Here is a 24,419-nt window from a genome sequence, read left to right on the forward strand (position 1 = left end):
GGGCGGCGGTCAGGACACCGGGGTCAGCGGGTCGGTCTGGGTCGGCACGGCCGCCCGCTTGCGGGCCCGATGCGCGGCCACGTGGGAGCGGGTGGCGCACCGCTCCGAGCAGAACCGGCGGCAGCAGTTCGACGAGGTGTCCAGGTAGACGTTGCCGCAGCGGTCGTCCGCACAGACACCGAAACGGGCGCTACCGTACTCGCAGAGCCATACCGACAGCCCCCACACCGCACCGGCGAGGAATTCCGAGCTGACCGAGGAGCCCCGGCTGGTCACATGCATGTGCCAGTCGCTGGAGTCGTGGCCGGAGATGCGCGGCTGCACCGGGAACGCCTCCAGCAGCGAGTTCAACTCGGCCACCGCCTCGGCATCGCGCCCGGAGGTGCCGTACTCGAAGACGTCGCGCAACCGCTTCTGCACCCGCCGGAAGACCGCCAGGTCGCGCTCCACGACCTCGTCTCGCATCCAGGCGTTGTCGTCCGGGAAAATAGCCCGTAGGTCGTCGAGGCCGTCCAGGCGGGCGTTGACAAGGTCAACTCCGGTCCGGGCGTACGCGTCGAAGTTCACCCCTCCAAAGGTAGTCCACTCATCCGCCGCGCGGCGCGTCGATGTAGTGCGGCAGGAATCGCGCATAGCCGTCAGTGATCAGACTCGCGCTCTCCCGCAGCCCCACCCCGGCCGACTCACCGTCGACCGTCCAGCTCCCCAGGACCAGCCGATTTCCGGCGAATTCCGGCAGGGCCCGGAACTCCTGGTAGCAGAAACCCTCGTCGCCGTAGTCACCCGGATTGTTGAACTCCCCGGTGGGGGTGACGATGCGTACCGCCGCACCCTCCCGGCCCAGCAGCGGCTTGGCCACGTACTCCGACATTCCGCGCGGTGAGTCGAGGTAGGCCGGCAGCAGCAGCTCATGGCCGGGGTACAGCTCCCAGAGCACCGCCAGCAGCGCCTTGTTCGACAGCAGCAGCTTCCAGGCCGGCTCGATCCAGGTGGTAGGGGTGCCCGGTTCCAGGGCCAGTGGGCCGTACGGCTCGGCGAGCATCCACTCCCAGGGGTACAGCTTGAAGCAGGTCGTGATCGGCTGGTCGGTCCGGTCGATGAAGCGACGGCCGTCCCAACCGATCTGCTGGATCGGCAGCAGGGTGACCTCCAGCCCGGCCTGGCGGGCGGTCTCGGCCAGGTAGCCGGCGGTCATGTGGTCCTCGCCGGACTCCTCCTCGTTCGACCAGACCACATGCACCCGGTGATCGTGCAACCCGGCACCGATCTTGGCCCAGGCCCCGACCAGTCGCTCGTGCAGGCTGTTCCACTGGTCCAGCTCCGGCCGGGTGTGCTCCAGCCAGAACCACTGGATGATGCTCGCCTCGACCAGGGCGGTGGGGGTGTCGGCGTTGTACTCCAGCATCTTCGGCGGCCAACTGCCGTCGTACCAGAGGTCGAACCGGCCGTAGAGGGTCGGCGGGGACTCCCGCAGGGATCGGGCCACCGCCTCGGCCGCCCACCTGGGGATGCCGAACTCGGCGTACCGGTTGCGGGCCACCACATGCTCGGCGGCGGCCACCGACATCCGGTGCAACTCCTCGGTGGCCTCCTCCAACCGCAGCACCTCGTCCAGGTCGAAGGCGTAGGCGGCGGTCTCGTCCCAGTACGACATCACCTCGCCGTCGGGCAGTTCGGTGTCCACATACACCAGACCCTGCTCCCGGATGGTGCTGTCCCAGTCGGGACGCGGGCTGACCTCTACGCGGCGCATCTCAGCCCCCGCAGGAGGCCTGGTGGGAGCCGAAGCCCCCGCGCTCCGGCACGGCCGAGGCCACCGGCTCCGTCACCGGGCGCCCGACCCCGATCTCGGCGCCGGGTGAGGGGGTACGCACGGCCATCGCCACGGTGTCGCCACCCCCACCCGGGCCCATCGCGCAGTCGTCATCGTCGTCGGAGGTCATGTTGCAGCCGGAGAGAGTGAGGGCCAGGGCGGTGAGGGCGCCGAGTTGCACCGAGGCGGAGCGGAGGCGGCGTCGGGGGAGTTGTTTCACGCCATCGTTGTAACCGATGAACGCCAGGCTCGCCGCCCCGGGCTGGGGTTGAAAGGCGGATGGAAGGCTCCCCTTCTCCCCTCGAAGTGTTGAAAGGGGGCCCTTCCCTACAACGCGGGCGGGGTGGGCTGGGGGCGCAATCTTGGGGCCGGGTGGGCGATACCCTCGGCTCATGCTCCGTTCCGTGATTCTCGCCGCCTCCCGGTCATCCCGGGTCGAGCGGCTCGTCGCGACGGCCCCGTTCTCCCGGGACGTCGTGCGCCGGTTCGTCGCCGGTGCGCAGACCGCCGACGCGTTGCGCGTGACCCGCGAACTCGTCAACGGTGGCCTTGCGGTCACCCTGGACCACCTCGGCGAAGACACTCTCAACCCCGAGCAGGCCATCGCCGTACGCGACGAGTACCTCGCCCTGCTGGGACGGTTGGCCGAGGAGGGGCTGACCCCCGCGGCCGAGGTGAGTGTCAAGCTCTCCGCGCTCGGTCAGGCCTTCGACGAGCAGTTGGCCTACGACAACGCCCGGGCGATCTGCGCCGCCGCCGAGGCCGCGCGGACCACGGTCACCCTGGACATGGAGGACCACACCACCACGGACTCGACTCTCGACATCCTGGCCAAGCTGCGCAAGGACTACCCCTCGACCGGGGCGGTGCTCCAGGCCTACCTGCGGCGTACCGAGTCGGACTGTCGTGACCTGGCCGCCGCCGGGTCCCGGGTGCGGTTGTGCAAGGGGGCCTACAAGGAGCCCGAGTCGGTGGCCTACCAGTCGGCCCGCGAGGTGGACAAGTCCTACGTGCGGTGCATGAACATCCTGATGTCAGGCGACGGCTATCCCATGCTGGCCACCCACGACCCCCGACTGATCGCCATCGGTGAGGACCGGGCCCGCTGGTTCGACCGGGCGCCGGACCGTTTCGAGTTCCAGATGCTGTACGGCATCCGGCCCGAGGAGCAGGACCGGCTGGTCGGCGAGGGCTACATCGTGCGCACCTATGTGCCGTACGGCGACGACTGGTACGGCTACCTGATGCGCCGGCTGGCCGAGCGTCCCGCCAACCTGGCCTTCTTCGCCCGCGCCCTGACCTCCCGCAAGTAACCACCCACCCATCCGAACGGCCTCGGCAGGTTCCACCGGACCCTGCCGTGGTCCCGTCTTGACGTCGGTTGGCTAATGGAATTAGCCTAAGGGCTATGAACACTAGCTTCGCGAAGCGTGGCGACGGACGGATCGCCTACGAGGTGCACGGTCAGGGGCCCTTGGTGGTGCTCTCGCACGGCATGGGGGAGAACCGCCACTCCTACCGGCACCTGATTCCCCTGCTGGTGGCGGCCGGCTACCGGGTGGCCTCGGTCGACGTACGCGGCCACGGGGACTCCACCATCGGGTGGGCCAGCTACGCCCCGGCCGAGGTGGGCGGCGATCTGCTGGCGGTGGTCCGGGAACTCGGCGGCGGGCCGGCCACCCTGGTCGGCAACTCCTCCAGCGCCGCCGCGGTGGTCTTCGCCGCCGCCGAGGAACCGGCCCTGGTCAACGGGATCGTGCTGGTCGGCGCCTTCGTGACGCAGCCGAAGCTCAACCCCGTCATGCGGCTGGGGGTGTGGGCGGTGGTCCGCAGTCCTCGGCTGTTCGGCATGTTCCACCGCACCCTGTTCCCGGTCCATCGCCCGGCCGACGACGCGCGGTACCGCAAGAACCTGGTGACCGCGCTGCGGCGGCCCGGCCGGATGCTGCCGGTCCGTGAGGTGGCCGCCCCGGTCGCGCCACACTGGACCACCCTCGCTCCGCAGGTGCGTCGACCGGTGCTGGTGCTGATGGGCACGAAGGACCCGGACTTCCCCGACCCCGGTGCCGAGGCCCGGGCCGCCCGGCGCCTCTTCCCCCTGGCCGAGGCCCGGATGATCACCGACGCCGGGCACTACCCGCACGCCGACCGTCCTGAGGCGATGGCCGCCGAACTGACCACCTTCATGGCGGTGACCGATCGTGCCTAGGGTCGGGCTCAACCCGCAGATCGTGGTGCGTGAGGCGGCCCTGCTGGCCGACGAGGTCGGCTACCAGCAGCTCACCCTGGCCGCGCTGGCCGGCCGGCTCGGGGTCGCCCTGCCCAGCCTCTACAAGCACATCAAGGGCGCCGAGGCGTTGGCGCAGAAGCTCGCCGCCCTGGCCACGGCCGAACTCGCCGAGGAGATGACCACGGCCGCCGCTGGGCGCAGCCGGGAGGAGGCCCTGCGGGCCGTGGCCACCGCCTACCGGTCGTACGCCCGACGGCATCCCGGCCGCTACCCGATGGCCCAGCGGGTGCCGGATCCGGCCGATCCGGCGCATGTGGCCGCCGGTGAGCGGGCGGTCGGGGTGGTCTACGCCATCCTGCGCGGGTACGGCATCGAGGGCGACAGCGCGGTCGACGGGGTACGCATGTTCCGGGCCGCCGTACACGGCTTCGTGGCCCTGGAGGCGGCCGGTGACTTCGGCCTGCCCCGGGAGGTCGACCGCTCCTTCGAGCAGATGATCACGGCCCTCGATGTGGCCTTCTCCGCCTGGCCGGGCGGCACCGACCTGGACTGACGGCATGGCGGATCGTCGACCGGTCCGCCGGGGCTCGTAGCATGGGCCGGTGCGCCGCCACGACTCGCCGCGGCTGCTCGCAGCCACGCGGCCCCGCCTGTTCACCGCCCTGCTAGCCGTCACCGTGCTGACCCTCACCAGCGCCGCCTCCTGCGGCGAGGACGAGGCACCGATCGCGCTGGCCTCGGCCGTACGGGCAGCGGTGGCGGAGGAGATCGACGCCCCGGCCACGGTCGTCGCCCGGGCGGCGGCCACCCTGACCGCTCCGGCCGACGGCACCCTGCGCAGCCTCCGGGTGGAGCCGGGACAGCGGGTCAGGCGCGGCCAGGTGCTGGCCGTGATCGACTCACCCTCGGCCCGGGAACGCCTGAAGCAGGCCCGGAAGGCGCTGGATGCCGCCAAGCGGGCCGGTGGGGGTGGCGGCGGCAACCTGGTCGGATCCCTGCGGGGCACCGACCGGGCCGCCGCGAAGGCACACGCCGCCGCCCGCGCCGCCGCCGGCAAGATCAGCGACCCGAAGCTGCGCAAGGCACTGCTAGCGCAGGTCGAGTCCGCGCAGCGGCAGTACGCCGCCGCCGCGCGCGCCGCCGACCAGGCGGTACGTGAGGTGCAGCGCGGGGTACGCAGTCTCAACTCCGCAGTCGGGGCCCTGGCCACCGCCCAACGCCTCCAGGCCCAGCAGGCGTACGACCTGGCCAAGGCGACCGTGGACGCGCTGACCCTGCGGGCACCGATCGCCGGGGTGGTCCAGCCCGGCGGGGTCAGCTCCGGGGACGCCTCCGCCAGCGCCCTGGCGGGGCTGCTCGGCGGCGGGGGAGTCCTGCCGCCCGGCCTCGAACCGAGCGCGCTGGGTGCCCCGGCGGCCGGTCCGCCCGCCGGGGTGGACACGGCCGTCCCGGTCGGCGGTCGGGTGACCGCCGGAACCCCGGTGCTGACCGTGGTGGACACCGGCGAACTGGGGCTGCTGGCCGAGGTGGACGAGACCGACGTGCTGCTGGTCCAGGCCGGTCTTTCCGGCACGGTCGAGTTGGACGCCGTCCCCGGTGCCAGCTACCCGGCCACCGTCCGCTCAATCGACGTACTGCCCAGCACCTCGGCCCGGGGCGGGGTCAGTTACCGGGTCCGGCTCTCTCTGGGGGCGGGTCAGTTCGGTGAGGCCGAACCGGCACCGACCCCCCGCCCCGGGATGAACGCGGTGCTGCGGTTGCAGGTCCGCGAGGCCAGCGACGCGGTGACCGTACCCGCCTCCGCGATCTTCTCCGCCGACGGCCGGGACACCGTCTGGGTGGTACGCGAGGGCCGGGTGGGACGGGCCTCGGTCACGGTAGGGGTGCAGGGTCAGGATCTGGTGCAGATCGTCGACGGGGTGCAGCCCGGTGACCGGGTGGTGGTGCGCGGCACCGACCAGGTGCGCGACGGCCAGGAGGTCGGGTGAACCCCGCCATCGAGGCGGTAGAGGTGTCCCGGACGTACCAGCTCGACGGGGTGTCCGTACCGGCCCTGCGGGGGGTGACCCTGACCGTGGCGTCCGGTGACTACGTGGCGTTGATCGGGCCCTCCGGGTCCGGGAAGTCCACCCTGATGCATCTGCTCGGGGGCCTGGACCGGCCGACCGGAGGGCGACTGGTGATCGGTGGGCGGGAGGTGGGGACCCTGTCCGCCCCCGAGTTGGCCCGACTGCGCAACGAGACCATCGGCTTCGTCTTCCAGGCCTTCCACCTGCTGCCGCGTACCACCGCGGTGGACAACGTGGCCCTGCCGCTGGTGTACCGGGGGGTCAGCGCCCGTCAGCGGCGGGCGCGGGCCGCGGCCATGCTGGAACGGGTCGGCCTGGGGCACCGCCTGGACCACCGTCCCAACCAGCTCTCCGGCGGCGAGCAGCAGCGGGTGGCGATCGCCCGTGCCCTGGTCACCGACCCGACCGTGCTGCTGGCCGACGAGCCGACCGGCAACCTGGACAGCACCACCGGGGCCGCCGTACTGGAGCTGCTGGAGCGGCTGAACGCCGAGTCCGGGGTGGCGTTGGTGATGGTCACCCACGACTCGGAGGTGGCCGCCCGGGCCCGCCGCCGGATCACCATGCGCGACGGCGTCGTCGTAGCCGACAGCGCCGTGGCCGGCACTCCCGGTGTCGCCGCGTCGGGTGGGGGCGCCTCGTGAGGCTGGCCGAGGCGTGGCGGGTGGCGGCGGACGCGCTGCGGGCCAACCGGATGCGCAGCCTGCTGACCATGCTAGGGGTGATCATCGGGGTCGCCTCCGTGGTGCTGCTGGTGGCGATCGGCACCGGCACCAAACAGACCGTCGAACAGCAGGTCGAGGGGTTGGGCTCGAACCTGCTGCTGGTCGTACCGGGGCGGCTGGACGTGGGCTCGGCCCCGGCGGTCTCCCCGCTGACCCTGCAGGACGCGGAGGCCGTCGGCCGGGTGGTCGGCGACCCTTCCCGGGTGGCCGTGACGGTGGCCTCCGGGGCCACTGTCCGGGCCGGTGGCCGGCAGGATTTCACCACCGTGCAGGGGGTGCTGGAGACCACCCCGACGGTCTTCGCCCGGGACCTGGCCCGGGGTCGCTACCTGACCCGATCCGACGTGGACACCGGCCGCCGGGTCGCCGTTCTGGGTGACTCCGTCGCCCGGATCCTCTTCCCCGACCGGGAGGCCGTCGGGCAGCAGGTGAACCTGGCCGGGGTGCGGTTCCGGGTGATCGGGGTGTTCACCCCGCTCGGGCAGAGCCTCGGGGTCGACCGGGACGACGAGGTGCACATCCCGGTGACCGCCGCCCAGCGGCTGTACGGCACCCAGCGGGTGGACGCGATCGCGGTGCGGGCACCGGACCGGGACCGGATCGAGGAACTCGGCCAGCGGATCGTGACCGAGTTGAACGGTCGGCACCCGGGTACGGAGTTCAGTGCCGTCACCCAGGAGCAGATCCTCGGCGTCCTCGGCGACATCCTGGGCATCCTGACCGGGGTGCTGGCCGCCATCGCCGGCATCTCGCTGCTGGTCGGCGGGGTGGGGGTCTCCAACATCATGCTCGTCTCGGTACGCGAACGGACCCGGGAGATCGGCCTGCGCAAGGCGGTCGGCGCCCGCCCTCGGGACATCGGGGTGCAGTTCCTGCTGGAGGCGGTGCTGCTCACCTCGATCGGCGGGCTCACCGGAATGGCCCTGGGGGTGGGGGGAGCCCTGCTGGTGGCCGCCGTCTCGCCGATCCCGGCGGCGGTCACCTGGTGGTCGTTGGCGCTGGCCTTCGGCGTCTCGGCGGCGGTGGGGATCATCTTCGGGGTGGTACCCGCCCAACGGGCCGGCCGCCTGGACCCGGTGGTCGCCCTGCGGGCCGAGTGAACCCGCCGTGGCCGAAGATGATCACCGTCGGCAATTCGGGCACACGCCACCCGACCAGGGGTTTTCCACCGACCATCCGGTTCCGGATCGTGATCAGTTGCAGGAAGGGATCGCGCCGGTCACAGCCGTCCCGCTACCGTACTGGTAACACGCGCGTCGCCGGCCGCGCGGGAGGACCCGTGGGGCGGCACGCGCAGGGCATGGGATGGGTCGGGTGAGCCATGGCCGGGTCACCGTCCGACGGTCGGCTGTCGGATGTCAAGTTCCTGACCGTCGCCGAGGTGGCGACCGTCATGCGAGTGTCGAAGATGACGGTCTACCGTCTCGTGCACAGCGGTGAGTTGGCCGCTGTGCGGGTCGGCAGGTCGTTCCGGGTGCCGGAGCACGCCGTGCACGAGTACCTCCGTGGCGCCTTCCAGGAGACCGCCTGATCCGGGTGTCAGACCGTCCGGACAGGGCCCGGTAACCGGCATCGACCGGGGGCGCGTTGGTCCGGATGACGTGGTCCCGCTACGCTGGACAGCGATCGTGACCGTTGGTGCGCCCGCCGCCCACCCCGCCGGTCCGGTCCGTTGTCCGTAAGCGGTCGCCGACGTCACCGGTTCGTGGCGTCTTCCGGTCGCGCCGCATGTTGCATCGAAAGGCTTTCGTATGGGCTCGGTGGTCAAGAAGCGCCGCAAGCGCATGGCTAAGAAGAAGCACCGCAAGCTGCTGCGCAAGACCCGCGTCCAGCGTCGCCGTCTCGGCAAGTGACGGATGCCGGGCGCTGCCCGGCCTTCGCCGCTTGCCAACTGTCGACCCTCGGAGGCCCAGGTGATCAGGCCGTGGCTGTCCCGGCTCGGTCCCAGCCGCCGGGGTAGGTGCGAGACATGACCCCCGGTGGCTCATCGAGCCTCCCGGGGGTCGTCGTCGTGACCGGGGTCAGCCGATACCTCGGTGCCCATGTCGCCGCCCGGCTGGCTGCCGACCCCCGCATCGAGCGGGTCATCGGCATCGACCTGCCCGACCCGAGTCCGGAGGTCGCCGGCCTGCTGGAGCAGGTGGAGCGGATCCGGGTGGACGCGGGTTCGGTGGGTGGACTCCTCGCCGACCTGGATGTCGACACGGTGGTGCATCTGGCCCTGGTCAGCGCCCCGGATCACCAGCAGGGCGGCCGGTCGGCGATGAAGGAACAGAACGTCATCGGCACCATGCAGCTGCTCGCCGCCTGCCAGCGGGCACCCCGGCTACGCAAGCTCGTGGTCCGGTCCTCGACCGCGGCGTACGGGGCCTCCTTCCGGGACCCGGCGGTCTTCACCGAGGAGACCGAGCCCCGTGAGGTGCCGCGCGGCGGCTTCGGCCGGGACATCCTCGACATCGAGGGCTACGTGCGTGGCTTCCGGCGACGGCGGCCCGATGTCACCGCCACGGTGCTGCGGTTCGCCCCGTTCATCGGGTCGACGGCCGACACCACCCTGACCCGCTACTTCTCGCTGCCGGTGGTGCCCACCATCCTCGGCCGGGACGCCCGGTTGCAGTTCCTGCACTTCGACGACGCCCTTGAGGTGATTCACCGCTCGGTGACCGAGGAGCATCCGGGCACGTACAACGTCGCCGGTCCGGGGGTGCTCGCGATGTCCCAGGCGATCCGCCGGGCCGGCCGGCTGGCCGTGCCGATCCTGGAACCGGGCCTGTCCGGGGCCGCGGCCCTGGCCCGGACCATGGGGCTGGGTCGCTACGGCCTGGACCAGGTGGACCTGCTCGTGCACGGCCGAGTGGTGGACACCGCCCGCCTGGAGCGGGAGTACGGCTTCACCCCCCGATCCACCGCGGCCGCCTTCGACGACTTCATCCGGGCCCACCACGGGCGGTCCGTGGTGACGCGCGAGCAACTGGCCGCCGCCGAGCAACTCGTGCTGGAACAGATCCGGCGGGTGCGTGCGGCCGTGCGGGAGCAGCAGTGAGCGAGTTGGAGATGCGCAGCGACGACGAAACGCGCCCGGACAACCCCTCCCCGGCGGTCGACCCTGCCCGGCACAACGGGCACCACCCGGCGCCCCGGCAGCCGGCGGTGCCGGAGAGCCCCGGGGACCTCTGGGACCGGCGGATCGCGGGCGGACTGGCCTTCCTGCGTCGGCGGCTGGCCGGCGACTACGAGGTGGACGAGTTCGGCTTCGATCCGGAGTTGACCGAGGCGGTCTTCCATCCGCTGCTGCGTCGGCTCTACCGGGACTGGTTCCGTACCGAGGTCACCGGCCTGGAGCACATCCCCGCCGAGGGGGCGGGCCTGGTGGTCGGCAACCACTCCGGCACGGTGGCGTTGGACGCCCTGATCCTCTCCACCGCCCTGCACCACGAGCACCCCGCCCACCGCTACCTGCGGCTGCTCGGTGCCGACCTGGTCTTCCGGATGCCGGTGGTCTCCGAGATCGCCCGCAAGACCGGGGGCACCATGGCCTGCAACCCGGACGCCGAACGGCTGCTGCGCGGCGGTGAACTGGTCGGGGTCTTCCCGGAGGGCTTCAAGGGCATCGGCAAGCTGTACGCGGAGCGTTACAAGCTGCAACGCTTCGGCCGAGGGGGTTTCGTCTCGGCGGCCCTGCGTACCGGCACCCCGATCATCCCGGTGGCGATCGTCGGTGGCGAGGAGATCTACCCGATGCTCGCCGACCTGAAGCCTTTGGCCCGGCTGCTGAAGCTGCCCTACTTCCCGGTGACCCCGACCTTCCCCTGGCTGGGACCGCTGGGCATGGTGCCGCTGCCGAGCAAGTGGCTGATCGAGTTCTGCCCGCCGATCCCCACCGCACACCTGGTCGACTCCGCGGACGACCCCCTGGTCGTGTTCAACCTCGCCGACCAGGTACGCGAGACCATCCAGCAGACCCTGCACGAACTCCTCGAACGCCGCCCGGACCCCTTCGGCCCCTAGCCGTCGGCCAGGGTCAGCGGACGGGGCGCCGTTCCCCGGGGCTGCGCTCGCCACGGCGACGGCGCTGCAACGCCATGCCGGCCGTGACCGCTCCGGCCACCAGCCCGGCAGCGGCCGTGGAGGGCACAGCGATCTTGACGGCCCGGCGGCCGGTGCGGAAGTCGCGTACCTCCCAACCGCGCTGGCGTGCCTGACGCAGCAGGGCGGTATCCGGATTGACCGCTACCGCCCGGCCCACCGCCGACAGCATCGGCAGATCGTTGGCCGAGTCGCTGTAGGCGCTGCAGAGGCTGAGGTCCAGCCCTTCCACGGCCGCCAGGGCGGTGACCGCCTCGGCCTTGACCGGCCCGTGCATCAGGTCACCGACCAACCTGCCGGTGTACGCCCCGTCGACCACCTCGGCGACCGTCCCGATCGCCCCGGTCAGGTTCAGTCGGGTGGCGATCACCCGGCCGATCTCCACCGGGGCGGCGCTGACCAGCCAGACCCGTTCACCGGCGTCCAGGTGGCCCTGCGCCAGCCGCCGGGTCCCCGCCCAGATCCGGGGGGCCATCAGCTCGTCGAAGATCTCCTCCGCCAGGCGTTCGATCTCCTCGACCCGCCAGCCCTCGATGAAGGCCAGGGCGGCCTCCTTGGCCTGTGACATGTCCCCGGCGTGCTCGCGGGCCAGCAGCCGGAAGCGGAGCTGTTGCCAGGCGAACCGGGCCAGATCCGCCGTGGTGAAGTAGTTGCGGGCGGCCAGACCGCGGGCGAACCAGTAGATCGAGGCGCCCTGCATCATCGTGTTGTCCACGTCGAAGAAGGCTGCGGCCCGTGGGTCCGGCGCTACCGGGGGAGCCGGCTCGGTCTCGGCCCAACCTGTGGTGTGCCCGTGCACATCCGTGCTGACGGTCACCTTCCGGTTGCGCGCCACCGACGCCCCCTCACCTCGTCCGGATCTCTGCTGCCCTTCCGCGAGGGTAACCGCCGGTCGCGGTGCCGACCGGGGGAGTCGCCCGGCCGGGAGGTGTCACACACTGTTCAGGCGCAGGTGCCGGGCAGGGGGCCCAGGCTGTCGCTGCCGGTGCCGACCGGCTGGCCGCAGGCGATCGTGGTACGCAGGGCCTCGGCGCGTTCGGTCACCGAAGCCAACAGCAGCAGGGACCGGGCGGTCCGCTCCCGGTCGGCACGGGACCCGTTGTCCAGCAGGGCGTTGAGGGCCCGTCGCTGCCGGACCAGGAAGGCGTCCACCGCGTCCAGCGCCGCCGGATCGGAGCGCTGCGCCGCGGCCTCGGTCAGCAGGCGTACGCCCTGCCGGGTGTCGGCGTCCATGTCATCCAGCACCGCGCGGTAACCGGACCGGCTGCCCTCCAGGGCGGAGGCTTCGGCCAGCCGGGTACGGGCGAAGTCCAGGAAGAGCTGCCCCCGGCTGATCTCGGAGCTGGCCAGCGCGAGCTGGGCCCGCTCGGTGCTGCGCTTCATGCCGTACAGTGCGTCGCCGGGCACGGCGTTCTCGCTGGCGGCGGAGATGCCGGAGACCGCGATGGCACCGGCCGCGATGCCGACCAGGATGGCACCCCGGGCGCGAGCCCGACGTGCGGTGACGGCCGGTAGCAGGGCCCGGTTGGTGCTGACCTTCTCGGCCGGGGCGGTGATGCCCTCGCGCTCGGCGGTGGCCACCAACATGGCCCGCAGGCCGGTCCGGAAATCCGGATCCACCTCGGGCGTCGGCGGGTCGGCGCTCAACTGCCGACCCAGCCCCACCAGGGGCGTCAGCTGGTCGTCGAGTCGGGAGCGGACGTGATGGCGTCGGCCACCGTTCGCTTCGTCGAGTAGCTGCGCGAAGCGCTCGGCGCGCCGTCGGGAGAAGAGGGTGTCGTCCACCGCGGCACCTCCTCTCGCTGGGCGCGGCCGGTCGGCCGCGATCGCCACCAGCGACCGATGAGCGCGTGACATCACGGCGAACTCGCCGGCGTCGTTGCCCGTCGTCCGTAGCCCGAGGCCAGGCTGTCACCGGTCGCACCCGGAGAAACGCGCCGTGCCGGGGTGGGGTTACGGGCCGGCCGGAGTCGGAAATCACCCAAAGTGATGGCGGTGAGTCCCGGGTCGGGACCGGCGTCGGCCGGGTGGCCGGCCGGTCTGCGCCGGGCCGGTCACGCCTGGAAACCGTCCGGCAGCAGCCGGGCCAGCGCGCGGACCGCACGGTACTGGAGGGCCTTGATCGCCCCCTCGTTCTTGCCCATCGCCCGAGCCGTCTCGGCCACCGAGAACCCCTGGAGGAAGCGCAGCACTATGCACTCCTGCTGCTCGGGGTTGAGCCGTTTGACGGCGGTCAGCAGGGCGACATTGGTGATGTGTTCCACCACGGCCGCCTCCGGGCTGCCCTCCGGGCCACGATCCTCCCGGTCGGCGTCGAGCACGTCACCGGTGGTCACCTCCAACCGGTACCGACCCGACTTGAAGTGGTCGGCGACCAGGTTGCGGGCGATGGTGACCAGCCAGGCTCCCAGGTCACGGCCCTGCCAGGTGAAGCTGCCGATGCGCTTGAGGGCCCGCAGGAAGGTGTCCGAGGTGAGGTCCTCGGCGAGTTGCCGGTTGCCGACCCGGAAGTAGACGAAGCGGAAGACGGTGTCGACATAGCGGTCGTAGATCAACCCGAAGGCCTCGGCCTCCCCGGCCTGGGCCCGTTCCACCAGGGCCCACACCTCCGTGGCCGGATCGGAGGGATCCGGGCGACTCGGGTACCCGGTGGAGGTGTCCACCGGGGCGGTCACCGCGGGGATCACCGCCGTCTCGGCCGTCGGCAGGTCGGCCACCGGGGTGTCACCGCCGCTGCGCCGGGCCTGGGCCGGCATGGTCGGTCGGCTCGGGGTGGCCACCCCGCCGCCGGCCGGCATCGCGTTGGCCCCGGGCGCCGCTGGTCGGTGTGGTGGTTCGTTCGGGTGTGGTCGGTTGCCGTACCGGCGCGTGGTGCTCTCACCTCGGCTGGCCAGGTTGCCCGTCGTGCTCTGCGGAGCGTGGGCGGCCCCGCGCTCGTTCACCGGGACCCGCGCCGCCGGACCGGTGAGGCCCGTCGGACGGTGCGCGAAACCGAAGGTGGTCATCGGCCCACCTCCATTCCATCGCAGACGAGGACGTCGGCGGTGGCCGGTTGACCGGCCGGATCACCGCCGGACAGGTCGACTCCGGGGCGTGCCGACTTGCGGCAGTACCCCTTGAGGTGCTGGTCCAATGCGCTGACGGGCACGGGGGCCTCCTCGGGCTGAGGGGTGTCGACTCACGGCAAATGGGGTGAGCCGACCCGAGTGATGATAGGGCCAACGTCACCCGCGCGTGGCAAGTCCGTTACACAGGGCCAAAGTATTTCCCGACGTGTCGCACCCCTGCCGGACCGGTTGTCCGTCGAGTGTGGTTGACAATCGCCGGTCCACCTGATCTGAAGCAGTTGTGCAGGTCAGGTCGATGATGGAGGGTGCCGCCAGGCGTTACCGCGGGGGTTGGGTAGGGCCGGTCGGCCTTCCTAGTCCGGGTGAGCTCGACGCCGCTGCGCGTACCCTCGGTGACGTTCACAGGTTCCGTCAACGGGACTGTCGCGCTTGCGGCAACCGGGTCGATGAGTGCACCCGGGGACCGATCGCCGGCCGCGCGCGTAACCTGGCGAGGTTGGCGTGCCCGACCGAGGTCGGACCGAGCAGCCGACATCACCCCGGCACGACGGAGGAGACCGATGCCTGAGCCCCGCCTGATGCTGATCACCCGCCCCGGCTGTCACCTGTGCGAGGACGCCAAAGCAGCGCTGGACCGGGTGGTCGCGGTCACCGGCGACCAGTGGACCGAGCGGGACGTCAGCGGTGACATCGAGCTGGAGCGCGAGTACGGCGACCGGCTGCCGGTGGTGCTGCTCGACGGCAAGGAGCACGGTTACTGGCGGGTCGAGGAGGAACGGTTGCTGCGTGACCTGACCACGCCGCAGCTCTGACGGGGGCCCGACGAGGGGGAGCGCCGATAGAGTGCGGCGATGACCCCTTCGCACCCCCACCTGGTCTGGGACTGGAACGGGACCCTGCTGGACGATCTGAGTCTCGTGGTGGCCTGCACCAATACCGTCTTCACCCGCGAGGGCGGGCCGACGGTGACCGCGGAGGAGCACCGGGTCCGGTTTCGTCGACCGATCGCCGACTACTACGCCGAGGTGCTCGGTAGGGCGGTGGACGACGAGGCCTTCGGCCGACTGGACCGGATCTTCCATGAGGCGTACCGGCGGGGTCTGACCAGCTGTGCCCTCGCCCACGACGCGGTGGACGCGATGGCGGCCTGGCCGGGCAGTCAGTCCCTGCTGTCCATGTGGTTTCACGACGAGCTGGTGCCGACGGTGCAGACCTACGGCCTGACCGGCCGGTTCGCCCGGGTGGACGGCCTGCGGGCCACGGTCGGCGGCGACCGTAAGGCCGAGTCCCTGGTGCGGCACCTGGCCGAACTCGGCGTCGACGGCCGCTCGGTGGTGCTGATCGGCGACTCGCTCGACGACGCCGACGCGGCTCTCGCCGTCGGGGGCCGTGCGGTGCTCTATTCCGGCGGCTTCACGGACCGCTCCCGCCTGATCGCTTCCGGTCATCCGGTGGCCGAGACCCTGACCGAGGCGGTGACCCTCGCCACCACCCTGGCCGCCCCGGCGAGCTGATCATGAATTCCGTACGGCGACAACTACATGATCAACAAATTGGGTTGGGCCGATGGGGCGCGTGTAATTGGTCAGAGAAGTCGGGATTGAGGGATAATCGCGCAGGTGTTCCCGGGAAGCGGGAGCGAGCGTCGATCTTGTTGGGCGGAGGGGCTGGTGGGGACGGGGGGCGGAGCAGCAAGATCGCGATTTGTGCACGTCTTCACAAGCGCCTACTCTGTAATTCCGACGCGCCCTGCTAGCACAGCCGGCAACTCCGGTCGCCAGCGGGAGTCCCAAACGGCCGGCCCGTGGAGTTGGTCAAGGATCGCACCGCACGGAGTCTCATGAGTCAGCACCGTCACCCTGGCGCGCCCGGCCGCGCCGGTGCCGTACCGGCGCTTCCGGATCTTCCCGAGGCGACGGTCGCACGGCTCCCCGAGTACCTTCGTGCCCTGCACAACCTGGCTGAAACCGGTAACGAGACCGTCTCCAGTGAGGGGCTCGCCAACGCCGCCGGGGTCAACTCCGCCAAGCTCCGCAAGGACCTGTCCCACCTGGGCTCGTACGGCACCCGTGGGGTCGGCTACGACGTGGCCCTGCTGATCGAGCAGATCGAGTACGTGCTCGGGCTCACCCAACGTCGGGCGGTCGCCCTGGTCGGGGTGGGTAATCTCGGTCACGCCCTGGCCGGCTACGACGGCTTCGCCAGCCGTGGCTTCCGGATCGCCGCCCTGTTCGACGCCGATCCGGGTCGGGTCGGCGAGGAGATCCACGGGATGGTCGTCCGGCACATCGAGGAACTGCCCCGGGTGGCGGCCGAGGAGTCGATCGCGATCGGGGTCATCGCCACCCCCGCGTCGGCCGCCCAGCGGGTCGCCGACCAACTCGTCGCCGTCGGCGTGACCGGCATCCTGAACTTCGCACCCTGCGTACTCTCGGTGCCGGACGGGGTCGACGTGCGCAAGGTCGACCTCGCCATCGAGCTGCAGATTCTGTCGTTCCACGAGCACCGCAAGGCGTCCTTGACCGGTCTGCCCCGCACGGGGGGATCCGCCCTGACCGCCCTGCCCGGTGGTCTCGCGGTCACCGAGGGCCAGGAGGCGATCGGAACGTGAAGCTTCTCGTCGTGGGTGCCTCCTACCGCACCGCGCCGGTCGCCACCCTGGAGCGGCTGGCGGTCGCCCCGGAGGACCTCACCCGCATCCTGGGCCGCCTGGTCGCCCAGCCGTACGTCAGCGAGGCCGTGCTGGTCTCCACCTGCAACCGGGTGGAGGTCTACGCGGCGGTCTCCGGTTTCCACGGTGGCCTCGGCGACATCTGCGCCGTCCTGGCCGAGCAGGCCGACTGCCAGCCGTCCGCGCTGGCCAACAACCTCTACGTGCACTTCGACTCCGCCGCGGTCGACCACGTCTTCCGGGTCGCCGCCGGGCTGGACTCGATGGTGGTCGGCGAGGCGCAGATCCTCGGCCAGCTCCGGGACGCCTATCACGGTGCCACCAACGCGGACACCGCCGGTCGGCTGCTGCACGAGCTGATGCAGCAGGCCCTGCGGGTGGGCAAGCGGGCCCACTCCGAGACCGGCATCGACCGGGCCGGGCAGAGCGTGGTCACCGCCGCCCTGGGACTGGCCGCCGGTCATCTCGGCGACGAACTCGCCGGTCGACCCGCGCTCATCGTCGGAGCGGGGGCGATGGGCTCGCTGGGGGTGGCGACGCTGTCCCGGCTCGCTGCCGGCCCGTTGACGGTGACCAACCGCAGCGCCGAGCGGGCGGTACGGCTGGCCGAGTCGTACGGCGCCACCGCACGACCGATGGCCGAGCTGGCCGACACGCTTTCCACAGTGGACATCGTAGTGGCCGCCACCGCGGCCACGGAGCCGGTCCTCACCCGGGAGATCGTCGCCGGTGCGGTGGCTGGTCGGGCCCCCGGACGCGGGCCCCTGGTCCTGCTGGACCTGGCCGTACCCCGGGACGTCGGGCCCGGGGTGGCCGAGCTGCCCGGCGTCGAGGTGATCGACATCGACCGGATGGGCGCGCTGCTCGCCGACGGCCCGGCCGCCACGGACGCGGCCGCGGTCGAACGGATCGTGGCCGCCGAGGTCGAATCCTTCCTGACCTGGCTGCGCGGCGCGGACGTGGCCCCCACCGTGGCCGCCCTGCGTGGCCGGGCCGAGGACGTGGTCAGCGCCGAACTGCGCCGGCTGGCCCAGCGCCGTCCCGACCTCACCGACGACCAGCGCGCCGAGGTGGCCCGCACGGTGCACCGGGTGGTGCAGCGGCTGCTGCACCAGCCGACCGTACGGGTCCGTCAGCTCGCCGCCGAGCCCGGCGGTGACCAGTACGCCGCCCTGCTGCGCGAACTGTTCGACCTGGAAGTACCCCAGACCTCCCCGGTGGACACGGTCCCCGACATCACCCCAACCAACGGAGGTGAACGATGAGCCGGCGGAAAACCAGTGACCCGCTGCGTCTCGGCACCCGGGGCAGCAAACTGGCGATGGCCCAGTCCGGACACATCGCCGAGGCCCTGACCGCCCGCACCGGACGCCCGGTGGAGCTGGTCGAGGTGATCACCGCAGGTGACCGGTCCACCGCGCCGGTGCAGCGCCTCGGGGTCGGGGTGTTCGTCTCCGCGCTGCGCGACGCCCTGGTCGCCGGAGAGATCGACTTCGCGGTCCACTCGTACAAGGACCTGCCGACCGCGATGCCGGCCGAGCTGCACATCGCCGCGGTGCCCCCGCGCGAGGATCCGCGTGACGCGCTCGTCGCCCGCGACGGGAAGACGCTGGCCGAACTCGCCCCCGGTGCCCGGATCGGCACCGGGGCGCTGCGCCGGATCGCCCAGTTGCACGCCCTGGGCCTGCAACTGTCGGTCACCCCCATCCGCGGCAACATCGACAGCCGGCTGGCTCGGGTGCTCGACCCGGAGAGCGACCTGGACGCGATCGTCCTGGCTCGGGCGGGGCTGGCCCGAATCGGTCGGCTCGACGCCGTCAGCGAGACCCTCGACCCGATGTTGATGCTGCCGGCTCCCGCCCAGGGTGCGCTGGCGGTGGAGTGCCGTGTCGACGACCCGGAGATGCTCGAACTGCTAGGTACGCTTGACCACGCACCGTCACGCGCCGCTGTCACTGCGGAGCGGGCGATGCTGGCCACCCTGGAGGCCGGGTGCTCCGCCCCGGTCGCCGCCTACGCCGTCGTCGCCGAAGGTGAGCCCACCGGCTCCGGTGACGACGGTGATGTTGTCCAGGAGATCTACCTGCGCGGGGCGGTGATCAGCCCGGACGGCGTCCGCGACATCCGGCTGTCCCGCACCGGAACGCTCGCCGAAGCCACGGAGATCGGTAAGGCACTCGCCGCCGAACTCCTCGACCTCGGCGCCGACTCGATCCTCGGCCCGCAAGGACCCAACGGCCCGGGGACCCAGCAATTTGGGAGCACAGAATGACCCGCACCCGTAAGCCCGTAGGCCGTATCGCGTTCGTCGGGGCTGGACCCGGCGACCCGGGCCTGCTGACCCGCCGGGCGCACGACGCCCTGGTCGACGCCGATCAGGTGGTGTACGACCGGGGAGTCCCCGAGTCGTTGCTCGACGTGGTCCGGGCCGAGGCCAAGGCCGAGACCGAGTTCACCCCGGCCGAAGGGGTGCCGGGTGACGTGGCGAAGGTGCTCATCTCGGCCGCCCGCGCCGGGCAGAACGCGGTGCACCTCGTGGCCGGCGACCCCTTCGGCCACGACTCCGTGGTCAAGGAGGTGCAAGCGGTCGCCCGTACCGCCGCCCACTTCGAGGTGGTGCCCGGGGTCAGCCAGGCCGAGGGGGTGTCCACCTACGCCGGGGTGCCCCTGCCCGGCGTACGCACCACGGCCGACGTGGAGGACGTCAGCACCCTGGACTTCGACGCGCTGGCCTCGGCGGTGCAGCGCGGCTCGCTGGCGCTCGCCGTGGACGCCGGTGACCTGGCCGCGATCCGGGACGGGCTGCTGGCCGCCGGGGTGGACGGCACCACCGCGGTGGGAGTCACCGGTGACGGCACCGGGGAGACCCAGTACACCACCACCTCGACGGTCGACTCGTTCGTCGCGGCGGCACTCGGCTTCACCGGCCGGGTGGTGCTGACCGTGGGCGACGGGGTCAGCCAGCGGGACAAGCTCAGCTGGTGGGAGAACCGCCCGCTGTACGGCTGGAAGGTGCTGGTTCCCCGGACCAAGGAGCAGGCCGGGGTGATGAGTGCCCGGCTGCGGGCGTACGGCGCCATCCCGTGCGAGGTGCCGACCATCGCGGTGGAGCCGCCGCGTACCCCGGCTCAGATGGAGCGGGCGGTCAAGGGCCTGGTCGACGGCCGGTACGCCTGGGTGATCTTCACTTCGGTCAACGCGGTACGCGCGGTCTGGGAGAAGTTCGCCGAGCACGGCCTGGACGCCCGGCACTTCGGCGGCGTGAAGATCGCCTGCATCGGTGAGGCCACCGCCGAGGCGGTCCGCGCCTTCGGCATCCAGCCGGAACTGATCCCCACCGGGGAGCAGTCCTCCGAGGGGCTGCTGGCCGAGTTCTCGCCGCACGACGAGGTGCTCGACCCGGTCGGCCGGGTGCTGCTGCCCCGCGCCGACATCGCCACGGAGACCCTCGCCGCCGGGCTCACCGAGCGTGGCTGGGAGGTCGACGACGTGACCGCCTACCGTACGGTCCGGGCCGCCCCGCCGCCCGCCGAGATCCGGGACGCCATCAAGTCCGGTGGATTCGACGCCGTGCTCTTCACGTCAAGCTCGACGGTGCGCAATCTCGTCGGTATCGCCGGCAAGCCGCACGCGCGTACCGTTGTCGCAGTGATCGGGCCCAAGACCGCGGAGACCGCCACGGAGTTCGGCCTGCGGGTCGACGTCCAGCCGCCGCACGCCTCCGTGCCCGACCTGGTGGAAGCGCTCGCCGGCTACGCCGTCGAGCTGCGGGAGAAGCTCGCCGCCATGCCGGCGAAGCAGCGCCGTGGTTCGAAGGTGCAGGGGCCGACCGCGCTGAGGTTCCGGTAGCCGTTTAGGAGAGCCGCCATGCCGTACCCCGAGCACCGGCCCCGCCGGCTGCGTCGCAACGCAGCCGTGCGGCGGCTGGTCGCCGAGACCCGTCCCGCCCCGGCCGAACTGGTCGTACCGATGTTCGTCAAGGAGGGGCTGACGGAGCCCCGCCCGATCGGCTCGCTGCCGGGTGTGCTCCAGCACACCCGGGACTCCCTGCGCAAGGCCGCGGCGGAGGCGGTCCAGGCCGGGGTCGGCGGGATCATGCTCTTCGGGGTGCCGGCGGCGCGTGACGAGTGCGGGGCCGGCGGCATCGACCCCAACGGCATCCTCAACGTGGCCATCCGGGACGTGGTCTCCGAGGTCGGCGACGCGACCGTGGTGATGAGCGACCTGTGCCTGGACGAGTTCACCTCGCACGGGCACTGTGGGGTGCTCGCCCCCGACGGCTCGGTGGACAACGACGCCACCCTGGCCGCGTACGCCGAGATGGCGGTCGCCCAGGCCGCCGCCGGGGTGTCGGTGGTCGGGCCCTCCGGGATGATGGACGGCCAGGTCGGCGCGGTACGCCGGGCCCTGGACGCGGCCGGGTACACCGACGTGGCGGTCCTGGCCTACGCGGTCAAGTACGCCTCCGCGTTCTACGGCCCCTTCCGGGAGGCGGTCGAGTCGTCGCTGGAGGGGGACCGGCGCACCTACCAGCAGGATCCGGCCAACCTGCGCGAGTCGCTGCGTGAGGTCGAGCTGGATGTGGCCGAGGGCGCCGACATGGTGATGGTCAAGCCGGCCCTGCCCTACCTGGACGTGGTCTCGGCGGTCCGGGCCGCGGTGCAGGTCCCGGTCGCCGCCTACCAGGTCTCCGGGGAGTACGCGATGGTCGAGGCAGCCGCCGCGAACGGCTGGATCGACCGCGAGCAGGTGATGCTGGAGACCCTGACCTCGATCCGGCGCGCGGGCGCCCAGATCATCCTCACCTACTGGGCCGTCGAGGCCGCCGAACTGCTCCGCCAGCGCTACTGAGCCCCGGGCTCAGCGGGAGGCGTCCAGGCGGTGCACCAGCTCGGCGACGTCCACGCTGTACTCACACCACTCGCGGTCCGGCCGGTAGCCCAGCTCGGCGTTGACCTTGAGCATCGCCTCGTTGGCCTGGGCGTTCCAGGTCTGGACCTCCTCCAGTTGCGGCTCGGCCGAGCGCAACTCCAGCAGCATCCGAGCCTTGATCGCCCGGTCGATGCCGTAGCCACGGTGATCCTGCACCACGATGGTGTCGTACTGGTCGGCGCGGGTGGGGTGCTGGGCCGGCACCACCACCTCGGTCAACCCGGCCACCTCCCCGGTCTGCTCGTGCAGGGCGAGCACGATGTACGGCTGCATGCCCCGTCGGTGCAGGCAGTCCAGGCTGTCGCGTAGCCGCTGGGGGTCGTACGAACTCGGCCGCAGCTCGCCGTCCTCGACATCCCGGATCTCGGCCTTGGCCCGCGCGTACGCCTCGATCAGTTCGTCCGGTGGACCACCCGGGTGGAACTGGACGTCATAGCCCGCCCCGAGGCCGGTGGACATCTGGGCCAACTCGGCCCAGTCGACCTCGTTCAGATCGAGCACGCTGCGGGTCTCGACGTACTCCCGGGCGAAGCCCAGGGACTCGTAGAAGGCGATGGCCGGGGTGCCGCCGACGACCTCCACCCCGATCGACTCGAAGCCCTCCTGGTAGACCCGACGGGCCGCGCGTAGCACCAGGTCCCGGCCGAGCCCGCGGCGCCGCACGGAGGGATGCACCAGCACTTCGAGTACGCCGATGCTGCCGAGCAGCAGCACGTGCACATGCCCCAGGATCGGCCCGGGGGTGCCGTCTGCGGCCGGCTCGGCCTGAGCCACCCAGGAAATCCGCCGCTCGCCCGGCATCACCTCGGCGAGATACTCCCGTAGACAGGTCTCACGCCATGGCGGATCCTGCGGGAGATCGGTCGCCAGGATCGCGTTGAGCGTCTCCAGCAGCGATGCGATCTCGGCGGACGACGCGTTCCTGGGGTCCCACTCGCGCACCATCACCCGTCTAGCTTGCCGTCAAGTGCAGCCTGGGGGAAGTGTCCAGTTCTCCAATGTGTGGAAACGATCAATTTAAGTGCGGCTGGCCTGTCCGTACCGGTTGGCGGTGTTGAAGACATCTTGCGCGTATGGCCGGACGTTGTTGTACGACAGGATGGCGTTCCACCAGTCCCCTGGGATCGTCAGGTTGCGATTGCCCCGACACAGGTAGACCCCGGCGGCCAGCGCGGCGTCATGGATGTTGTGCGGGTCCTTGCGGCCGTCGTTGTCGGCATCCGCGCCCACCTCCTGCCAGGTGGTCGGGATGAACTGCATCGGCCCGATCGCCCGGTCGTAGGTGGTGTCCCCGTCCAGTGCACCACGGTCGGTGTCGGCGATCCGCATCCGGCCGCCCTGCCCGTCCAACGGCAGGCCGATGATCTCCGGGATGGCCCGACCGTCCGCCCCCAGGCGGGCGTTGTTGGCCTGCCCGTGCCGTGATTCGACGAAGCCGATCGCGGCCAGGGTCGTCCAGCTCAGACCGCAGCTGCGGTTGGTCTGGGCGAGGACCAGTTCGGCATAGCCGTACGCCTGCATGGCGACCGGGTCGATGCCGGCCTTGGCGCCGACCTCCCGGGCCCAACCGGCCAGGGCGTCGGAGGGGCGCCCACCGACCGGCCCGGCACCGGGCGGCGCCGCCGTGCCCGGCGCGTTCGGCGGGGTCATGCCGGGGGGCAGGGTGGCCAGGGGCGGAAGGGCACCGGGCGGAGGCGCCACCTCGGACGAGGGAGGTGCACCATCCGCCCCGGGCCCGTCGGTGGCGGCGGCCGGCGAAGGCCCGCCGATGGTCGCCGGTACCAGCATCGCGCCGGCCGTGGCGGTCGCGGCCACCAGCGCCAGGAGGAACACCCCGGGCAGGGTCAGCCGCCCACTCGGCCGCTTCGACCAATCCCGGGTAGCCCGAGCCGCCGCCCGAGGACCCGGCACCCGTACGGCGTGCGCGAAGCGGGTCCGACGGCGTCGGGCGACCGGTGCCGCCGAGTCCGGCGTGGACGACGCCGATGCCGTGGCCTCCCCGGCCTTACCGGTCGCTGGGCTGTCACTTCCGGACTCGGTCTTACCGGTCGCTGGGGTGTCGCTCGCGGAGTCGCCCTTACTGGTCGGTGGGGCATCGCCTCCGGACTCGGCTTTGCCGGTCGCTGGGGTGCCGGTTGCGGGGTCGGTCTTGCCGGTCGGTGGGGTGTCGCTTCCGGACTTGTCGGTTCCGGCCGCCGGCTCGGTCGGCGAGCGTTCGCCGGCGGCCTCGGGTGCGGGATCGCCCTTGAGGCCCGACCGGGACTTCCCGGTCGGCTCGGTGGAGCGCAGCCAGGGCCGGCGAGGTCGGGGCAGCCTGCTGATCCGACCCTCCGGCGCGACATCGGAGTCGGCACGCGGAGTGGCCGACCGTAGGGGGCGGTGGGGGGTGTTCTGGTCGCCGTCTGCCACCTGTCGAGTATCACCCATGTTTTCGCGGGCGCCAGGTTCGGTCGTACCCTGATGCCATGCCCCGGTACGAGTTCCGTTGCCGCGCCTGCGGCGACACCTTCGAGGTCAACCGTCCGATGGCCCGGGCCGGTGAGCCGGCGTCCTGCCCCCAGGGGCACTCCGACACAGTCAAGCTGCTCTCCACTGTCGCGGTCACCGGCCGCGGCGCCGGTGCCACCGGTGCTGCTCCGGCGTCCGGGGGTGGATGTTGCGGCGGTGGCTGCGGCTGTTAGGCCGTTCTGCGGGAAAGGCTGATGGCCGTCTTGCCCGGATGCGGGGTCTGATGGCACCTTGGGGCGGAGCCTCGACCGGCCGTTCTCGCGATGCGTGACGATTCGGCTTCGTGGAGTATGGGGTCGAGGCCAGGGGAGGTGTCG

The 24,419-nt window shown here is 71.7% G+C and carries 27 protein-coding genes; 18 read left to right on the plus strand and 9 right to left on the minus strand.

The features are described from left to right. Window positions 1-9 precede the first annotated feature (9 nt). Genes OIE53_RS25080 through OIE53_RS25090 form a run of 3 tightly spaced genes read right to left on the minus strand, consistent with a single transcriptional unit; the run spans window position 10 to window position 2,033 of the window. Complete coding sequence (locus tag OIE53_RS25080; RefSeq protein ID WP_327023931.1) at window positions 10-567, minus strand: CGNR zinc finger domain-containing protein; 558 nt, start codon at window positions 565-567, stop codon at window positions 10-12. 19 nt (window positions 568-586) lie between these two features. Continuing rightward, window positions 587-1,753, minus strand: a complete 1,167-nt coding sequence (locus OIE53_RS25085) for a glutathionylspermidine synthase family protein (RefSeq protein ID WP_327023932.1) — start codon at window positions 1,751-1,753, stop codon at window positions 587-589. 1 nt (window position 1,754) lies between these two features. Beyond that, window positions 1,755-2,033 carry a hypothetical protein gene (locus OIE53_RS25090; protein ID WP_327023933.1) on the minus strand — a complete coding sequence of 93 codons (279 nt, stop codon included), beginning with the start codon at window positions 2,031-2,033 and terminating at the stop codon, window positions 1,755-1,757. A gap of 172 nt (window positions 2,034-2,205) precedes the next feature. Here OIE53_RS25090 and OIE53_RS25095 point away from each other — a divergent pair, with 172 nt between their 5' ends. From OIE53_RS25095 to OIE53_RS25140, 10 genes are all read left to right on the plus strand, one after another. Continuing rightward, entirely contained in the window at window positions 2,206-3,126 is a 921-nt protein-coding gene (locus tag OIE53_RS25095) for a proline dehydrogenase family protein (RefSeq protein WP_327023934.1), read from the plus strand. Window positions 3,127-3,221: 95 nt separating this feature from the next. Further along, window positions 3,222-4,022, plus strand: coding sequence for an alpha/beta fold hydrolase (locus OIE53_RS25100; RefSeq protein WP_327023935.1), 801 nt, complete (start codon window positions 3,222-3,224; stop codon window positions 4,020-4,022). After that, window positions 4,015-4,596: a TetR/AcrR family transcriptional regulator gene (locus OIE53_RS25105; RefSeq protein ID WP_327023936.1), complete on the plus strand. Its 582-nt coding sequence runs from the start codon at window positions 4,015-4,017 to the stop codon at window positions 4,594-4,596. Before OIE53_RS25100 ends, OIE53_RS25105 begins: the two co-directional genes overlap by 8 nt. A gap of 49 nt (window positions 4,597-4,645) precedes the next feature. Then, window positions 4,646-6,031, plus strand: coding sequence for an efflux RND transporter periplasmic adaptor subunit (locus tag OIE53_RS25110; RefSeq protein ID WP_327023937.1), 1,386 nt, complete (start codon window positions 4,646-4,648; stop codon window positions 6,029-6,031). Continuing rightward, complete coding sequence (locus OIE53_RS25115) at window positions 6,028-6,756, plus strand: ABC transporter ATP-binding protein (RefSeq protein WP_327023938.1); 729 nt, start codon at window positions 6,028-6,030, stop codon at window positions 6,754-6,756. The genes OIE53_RS25110 and OIE53_RS25115 overlap by 4 nt, the downstream gene beginning before the upstream one ends. Further along, window positions 6,753-7,937 carry an ABC transporter permease gene (locus OIE53_RS25120; RefSeq protein ID WP_327023939.1) on the plus strand — a complete coding sequence of 395 codons (1,185 nt, stop codon included), beginning with the start codon at window positions 6,753-6,755 and terminating at the stop codon, window positions 7,935-7,937. Before OIE53_RS25115 ends, OIE53_RS25120 begins: the two co-directional genes overlap by 4 nt. A gap of 221 nt (window positions 7,938-8,158) precedes the next feature. Next, window positions 8,159-8,368 (plus strand): helix-turn-helix domain-containing protein, encoded by a 210-nt coding sequence (locus OIE53_RS25125; RefSeq protein ID WP_013736082.1) that lies wholly within the window; start codon window positions 8,159-8,161, stop codon window positions 8,366-8,368. A gap of 220 nt (window positions 8,369-8,588) precedes the next feature. Beyond that, window positions 8,589-8,690, plus strand: a complete 102-nt coding sequence (locus OIE53_RS25130; protein ID WP_007465623.1) for a 30S ribosomal protein bS22 — start codon at window positions 8,589-8,591, stop codon at window positions 8,688-8,690. Window positions 8,691-8,806: 116 nt separating this feature from the next. Further along, the gene (locus OIE53_RS25135) at window positions 8,807-9,880 is read left to right on the plus strand and encodes an NAD-dependent epimerase/dehydratase family protein (protein ID WP_327023940.1); all 1,074 of its coding nucleotides are present in this window, start codon (window positions 8,807-8,809) and stop codon (window positions 9,878-9,880) included. Then, window positions 9,877-10,845, plus strand: a complete 969-nt coding sequence (locus OIE53_RS25140) for a lysophospholipid acyltransferase family protein (protein WP_327023941.1) — start codon at window positions 9,877-9,879, stop codon at window positions 10,843-10,845. Before OIE53_RS25135 ends, OIE53_RS25140 begins: the two co-directional genes overlap by 4 nt. Window positions 10,846-10,858: 13 nt before the next feature. On the opposite strand, the gene OIE53_RS25145 is transcribed toward OIE53_RS25140, so the two are convergent. The 4 genes from OIE53_RS25145 to OIE53_RS25160 form a co-directional block, all read right to left on the minus strand. Further along, window positions 10,859-11,758 (minus strand): HAD family hydrolase, encoded by a 900-nt coding sequence (locus tag OIE53_RS25145; protein WP_327023942.1) that lies wholly within the window; start codon window positions 11,756-11,758, stop codon window positions 10,859-10,861. Window positions 11,759-11,865: 107 nt separating this feature from the next. Next, complete coding sequence (locus OIE53_RS25150) at window positions 11,866-12,708, minus strand: DUF5667 domain-containing protein (RefSeq protein ID WP_327023943.1); 843 nt, start codon at window positions 12,706-12,708, stop codon at window positions 11,866-11,868. A gap of 269 nt (window positions 12,709-12,977) precedes the next feature. Continuing rightward, window positions 12,978-13,928: an ECF subfamily RNA polymerase sigma factor, BldN family gene (locus OIE53_RS25155; RefSeq protein WP_327023944.1), complete on the minus strand. Its 951-nt coding sequence runs from the start codon at window positions 13,926-13,928 to the stop codon at window positions 12,978-12,980. Then, window positions 13,925-14,071, minus strand: coding sequence for a hypothetical protein (locus tag OIE53_RS25160; protein ID WP_327023945.1), 147 nt, complete (start codon window positions 14,069-14,071; stop codon window positions 13,925-13,927). Before OIE53_RS25160 ends, OIE53_RS25155 begins: the two co-directional genes overlap by 4 nt. A gap of 480 nt (window positions 14,072-14,551) precedes the next feature. On the opposite strand from OIE53_RS25160, the gene OIE53_RS25165 reads away from it, so the two are divergent. The 7 genes from OIE53_RS25165 to hemB all read left to right on the plus strand — a co-directional run bounded on the left by OIE53_RS25165 (window position 14,552) and on the right by hemB (window position 21,513). Next, entirely contained in the window at window positions 14,552-14,803 is a 252-nt protein-coding gene (locus tag OIE53_RS25165; RefSeq protein WP_327023946.1) for a glutaredoxin family protein, read from the plus strand. A gap of 39 nt (window positions 14,804-14,842) precedes the next feature. After that, complete coding sequence (locus OIE53_RS25170; RefSeq protein ID WP_327023947.1) at window positions 14,843-15,505, plus strand: HAD family hydrolase; 663 nt, start codon at window positions 14,843-14,845, stop codon at window positions 15,503-15,505. Between the two features lie 326 nt (window positions 15,506-15,831). Continuing rightward, window positions 15,832-16,602, plus strand: a complete 771-nt coding sequence (locus tag OIE53_RS25175) for a redox-sensing transcriptional repressor Rex (protein WP_327023948.1) — start codon at window positions 15,832-15,834, stop codon at window positions 16,600-16,602. Next, complete coding sequence (locus tag OIE53_RS25180; RefSeq protein ID WP_327023949.1) at window positions 16,599-17,927, plus strand: glutamyl-tRNA reductase; 1,329 nt, start codon at window positions 16,599-16,601, stop codon at window positions 17,925-17,927. Before OIE53_RS25175 ends, OIE53_RS25180 begins: the two co-directional genes overlap by 4 nt. Further along, window positions 17,924-18,934: a hydroxymethylbilane synthase gene (hemC, locus tag OIE53_RS25185; RefSeq protein ID WP_327023950.1), complete on the plus strand. Its 1,011-nt coding sequence runs from the start codon at window positions 17,924-17,926 to the stop codon at window positions 18,932-18,934. Before OIE53_RS25180 ends, hemC begins: the two co-directional genes overlap by 4 nt. After that, window positions 18,931-20,511, plus strand: coding sequence for a uroporphyrinogen-III synthase (locus OIE53_RS25190; RefSeq protein WP_327023951.1), 1,581 nt, complete (start codon window positions 18,931-18,933; stop codon window positions 20,509-20,511). Before hemC ends, OIE53_RS25190 begins: the two co-directional genes overlap by 4 nt. Window positions 20,512-20,529: 18 nt before the next feature. Further along, window positions 20,530-21,513, plus strand: coding sequence for a porphobilinogen synthase (gene hemB / locus OIE53_RS25195; protein ID WP_327023952.1), 984 nt, complete (start codon window positions 20,530-20,532; stop codon window positions 21,511-21,513). A gap of 9 nt (window positions 21,514-21,522) precedes the next feature. On the opposite strand, the gene OIE53_RS25200 is transcribed toward hemB, so the two are convergent. Both OIE53_RS25200 and OIE53_RS25205 read right to left on the minus strand, forming a co-directional pair. Beyond that, window positions 21,523-22,539, minus strand: a complete 1,017-nt coding sequence (locus OIE53_RS25200; RefSeq protein ID WP_327027407.1) for a GNAT family N-acetyltransferase — start codon at window positions 22,537-22,539, stop codon at window positions 21,523-21,525. Between the two features lie 72 nt (window positions 22,540-22,611). Next, window positions 22,612-24,003, minus strand: coding sequence for a lytic transglycosylase domain-containing protein (locus OIE53_RS25205; protein WP_393340216.1), 1,392 nt, complete (start codon window positions 24,001-24,003; stop codon window positions 22,612-22,614). A 56-nt stretch (window positions 24,004-24,059) separates the two neighbouring features. Between OIE53_RS25205 and OIE53_RS25210 the strand changes: the two genes are divergently transcribed. Next, a complete protein-coding gene (locus OIE53_RS25210) occupies window positions 24,060-24,275 on the plus strand; it encodes an FmdB family zinc ribbon protein (RefSeq protein ID WP_327023954.1) in 216 nt (71 codons plus the stop codon). The last annotated feature ends 144 nt before the right edge of the window (window positions 24,276-24,419 follow it).

This window comes from Micromonospora sp. NBC_01739, assembly GCF_035920385.1.
In the GTDB taxonomy this organism is placed as follows: domain Bacteria; phylum Actinomycetota; class Actinomycetes; order Mycobacteriales; family Micromonosporaceae; genus Micromonospora.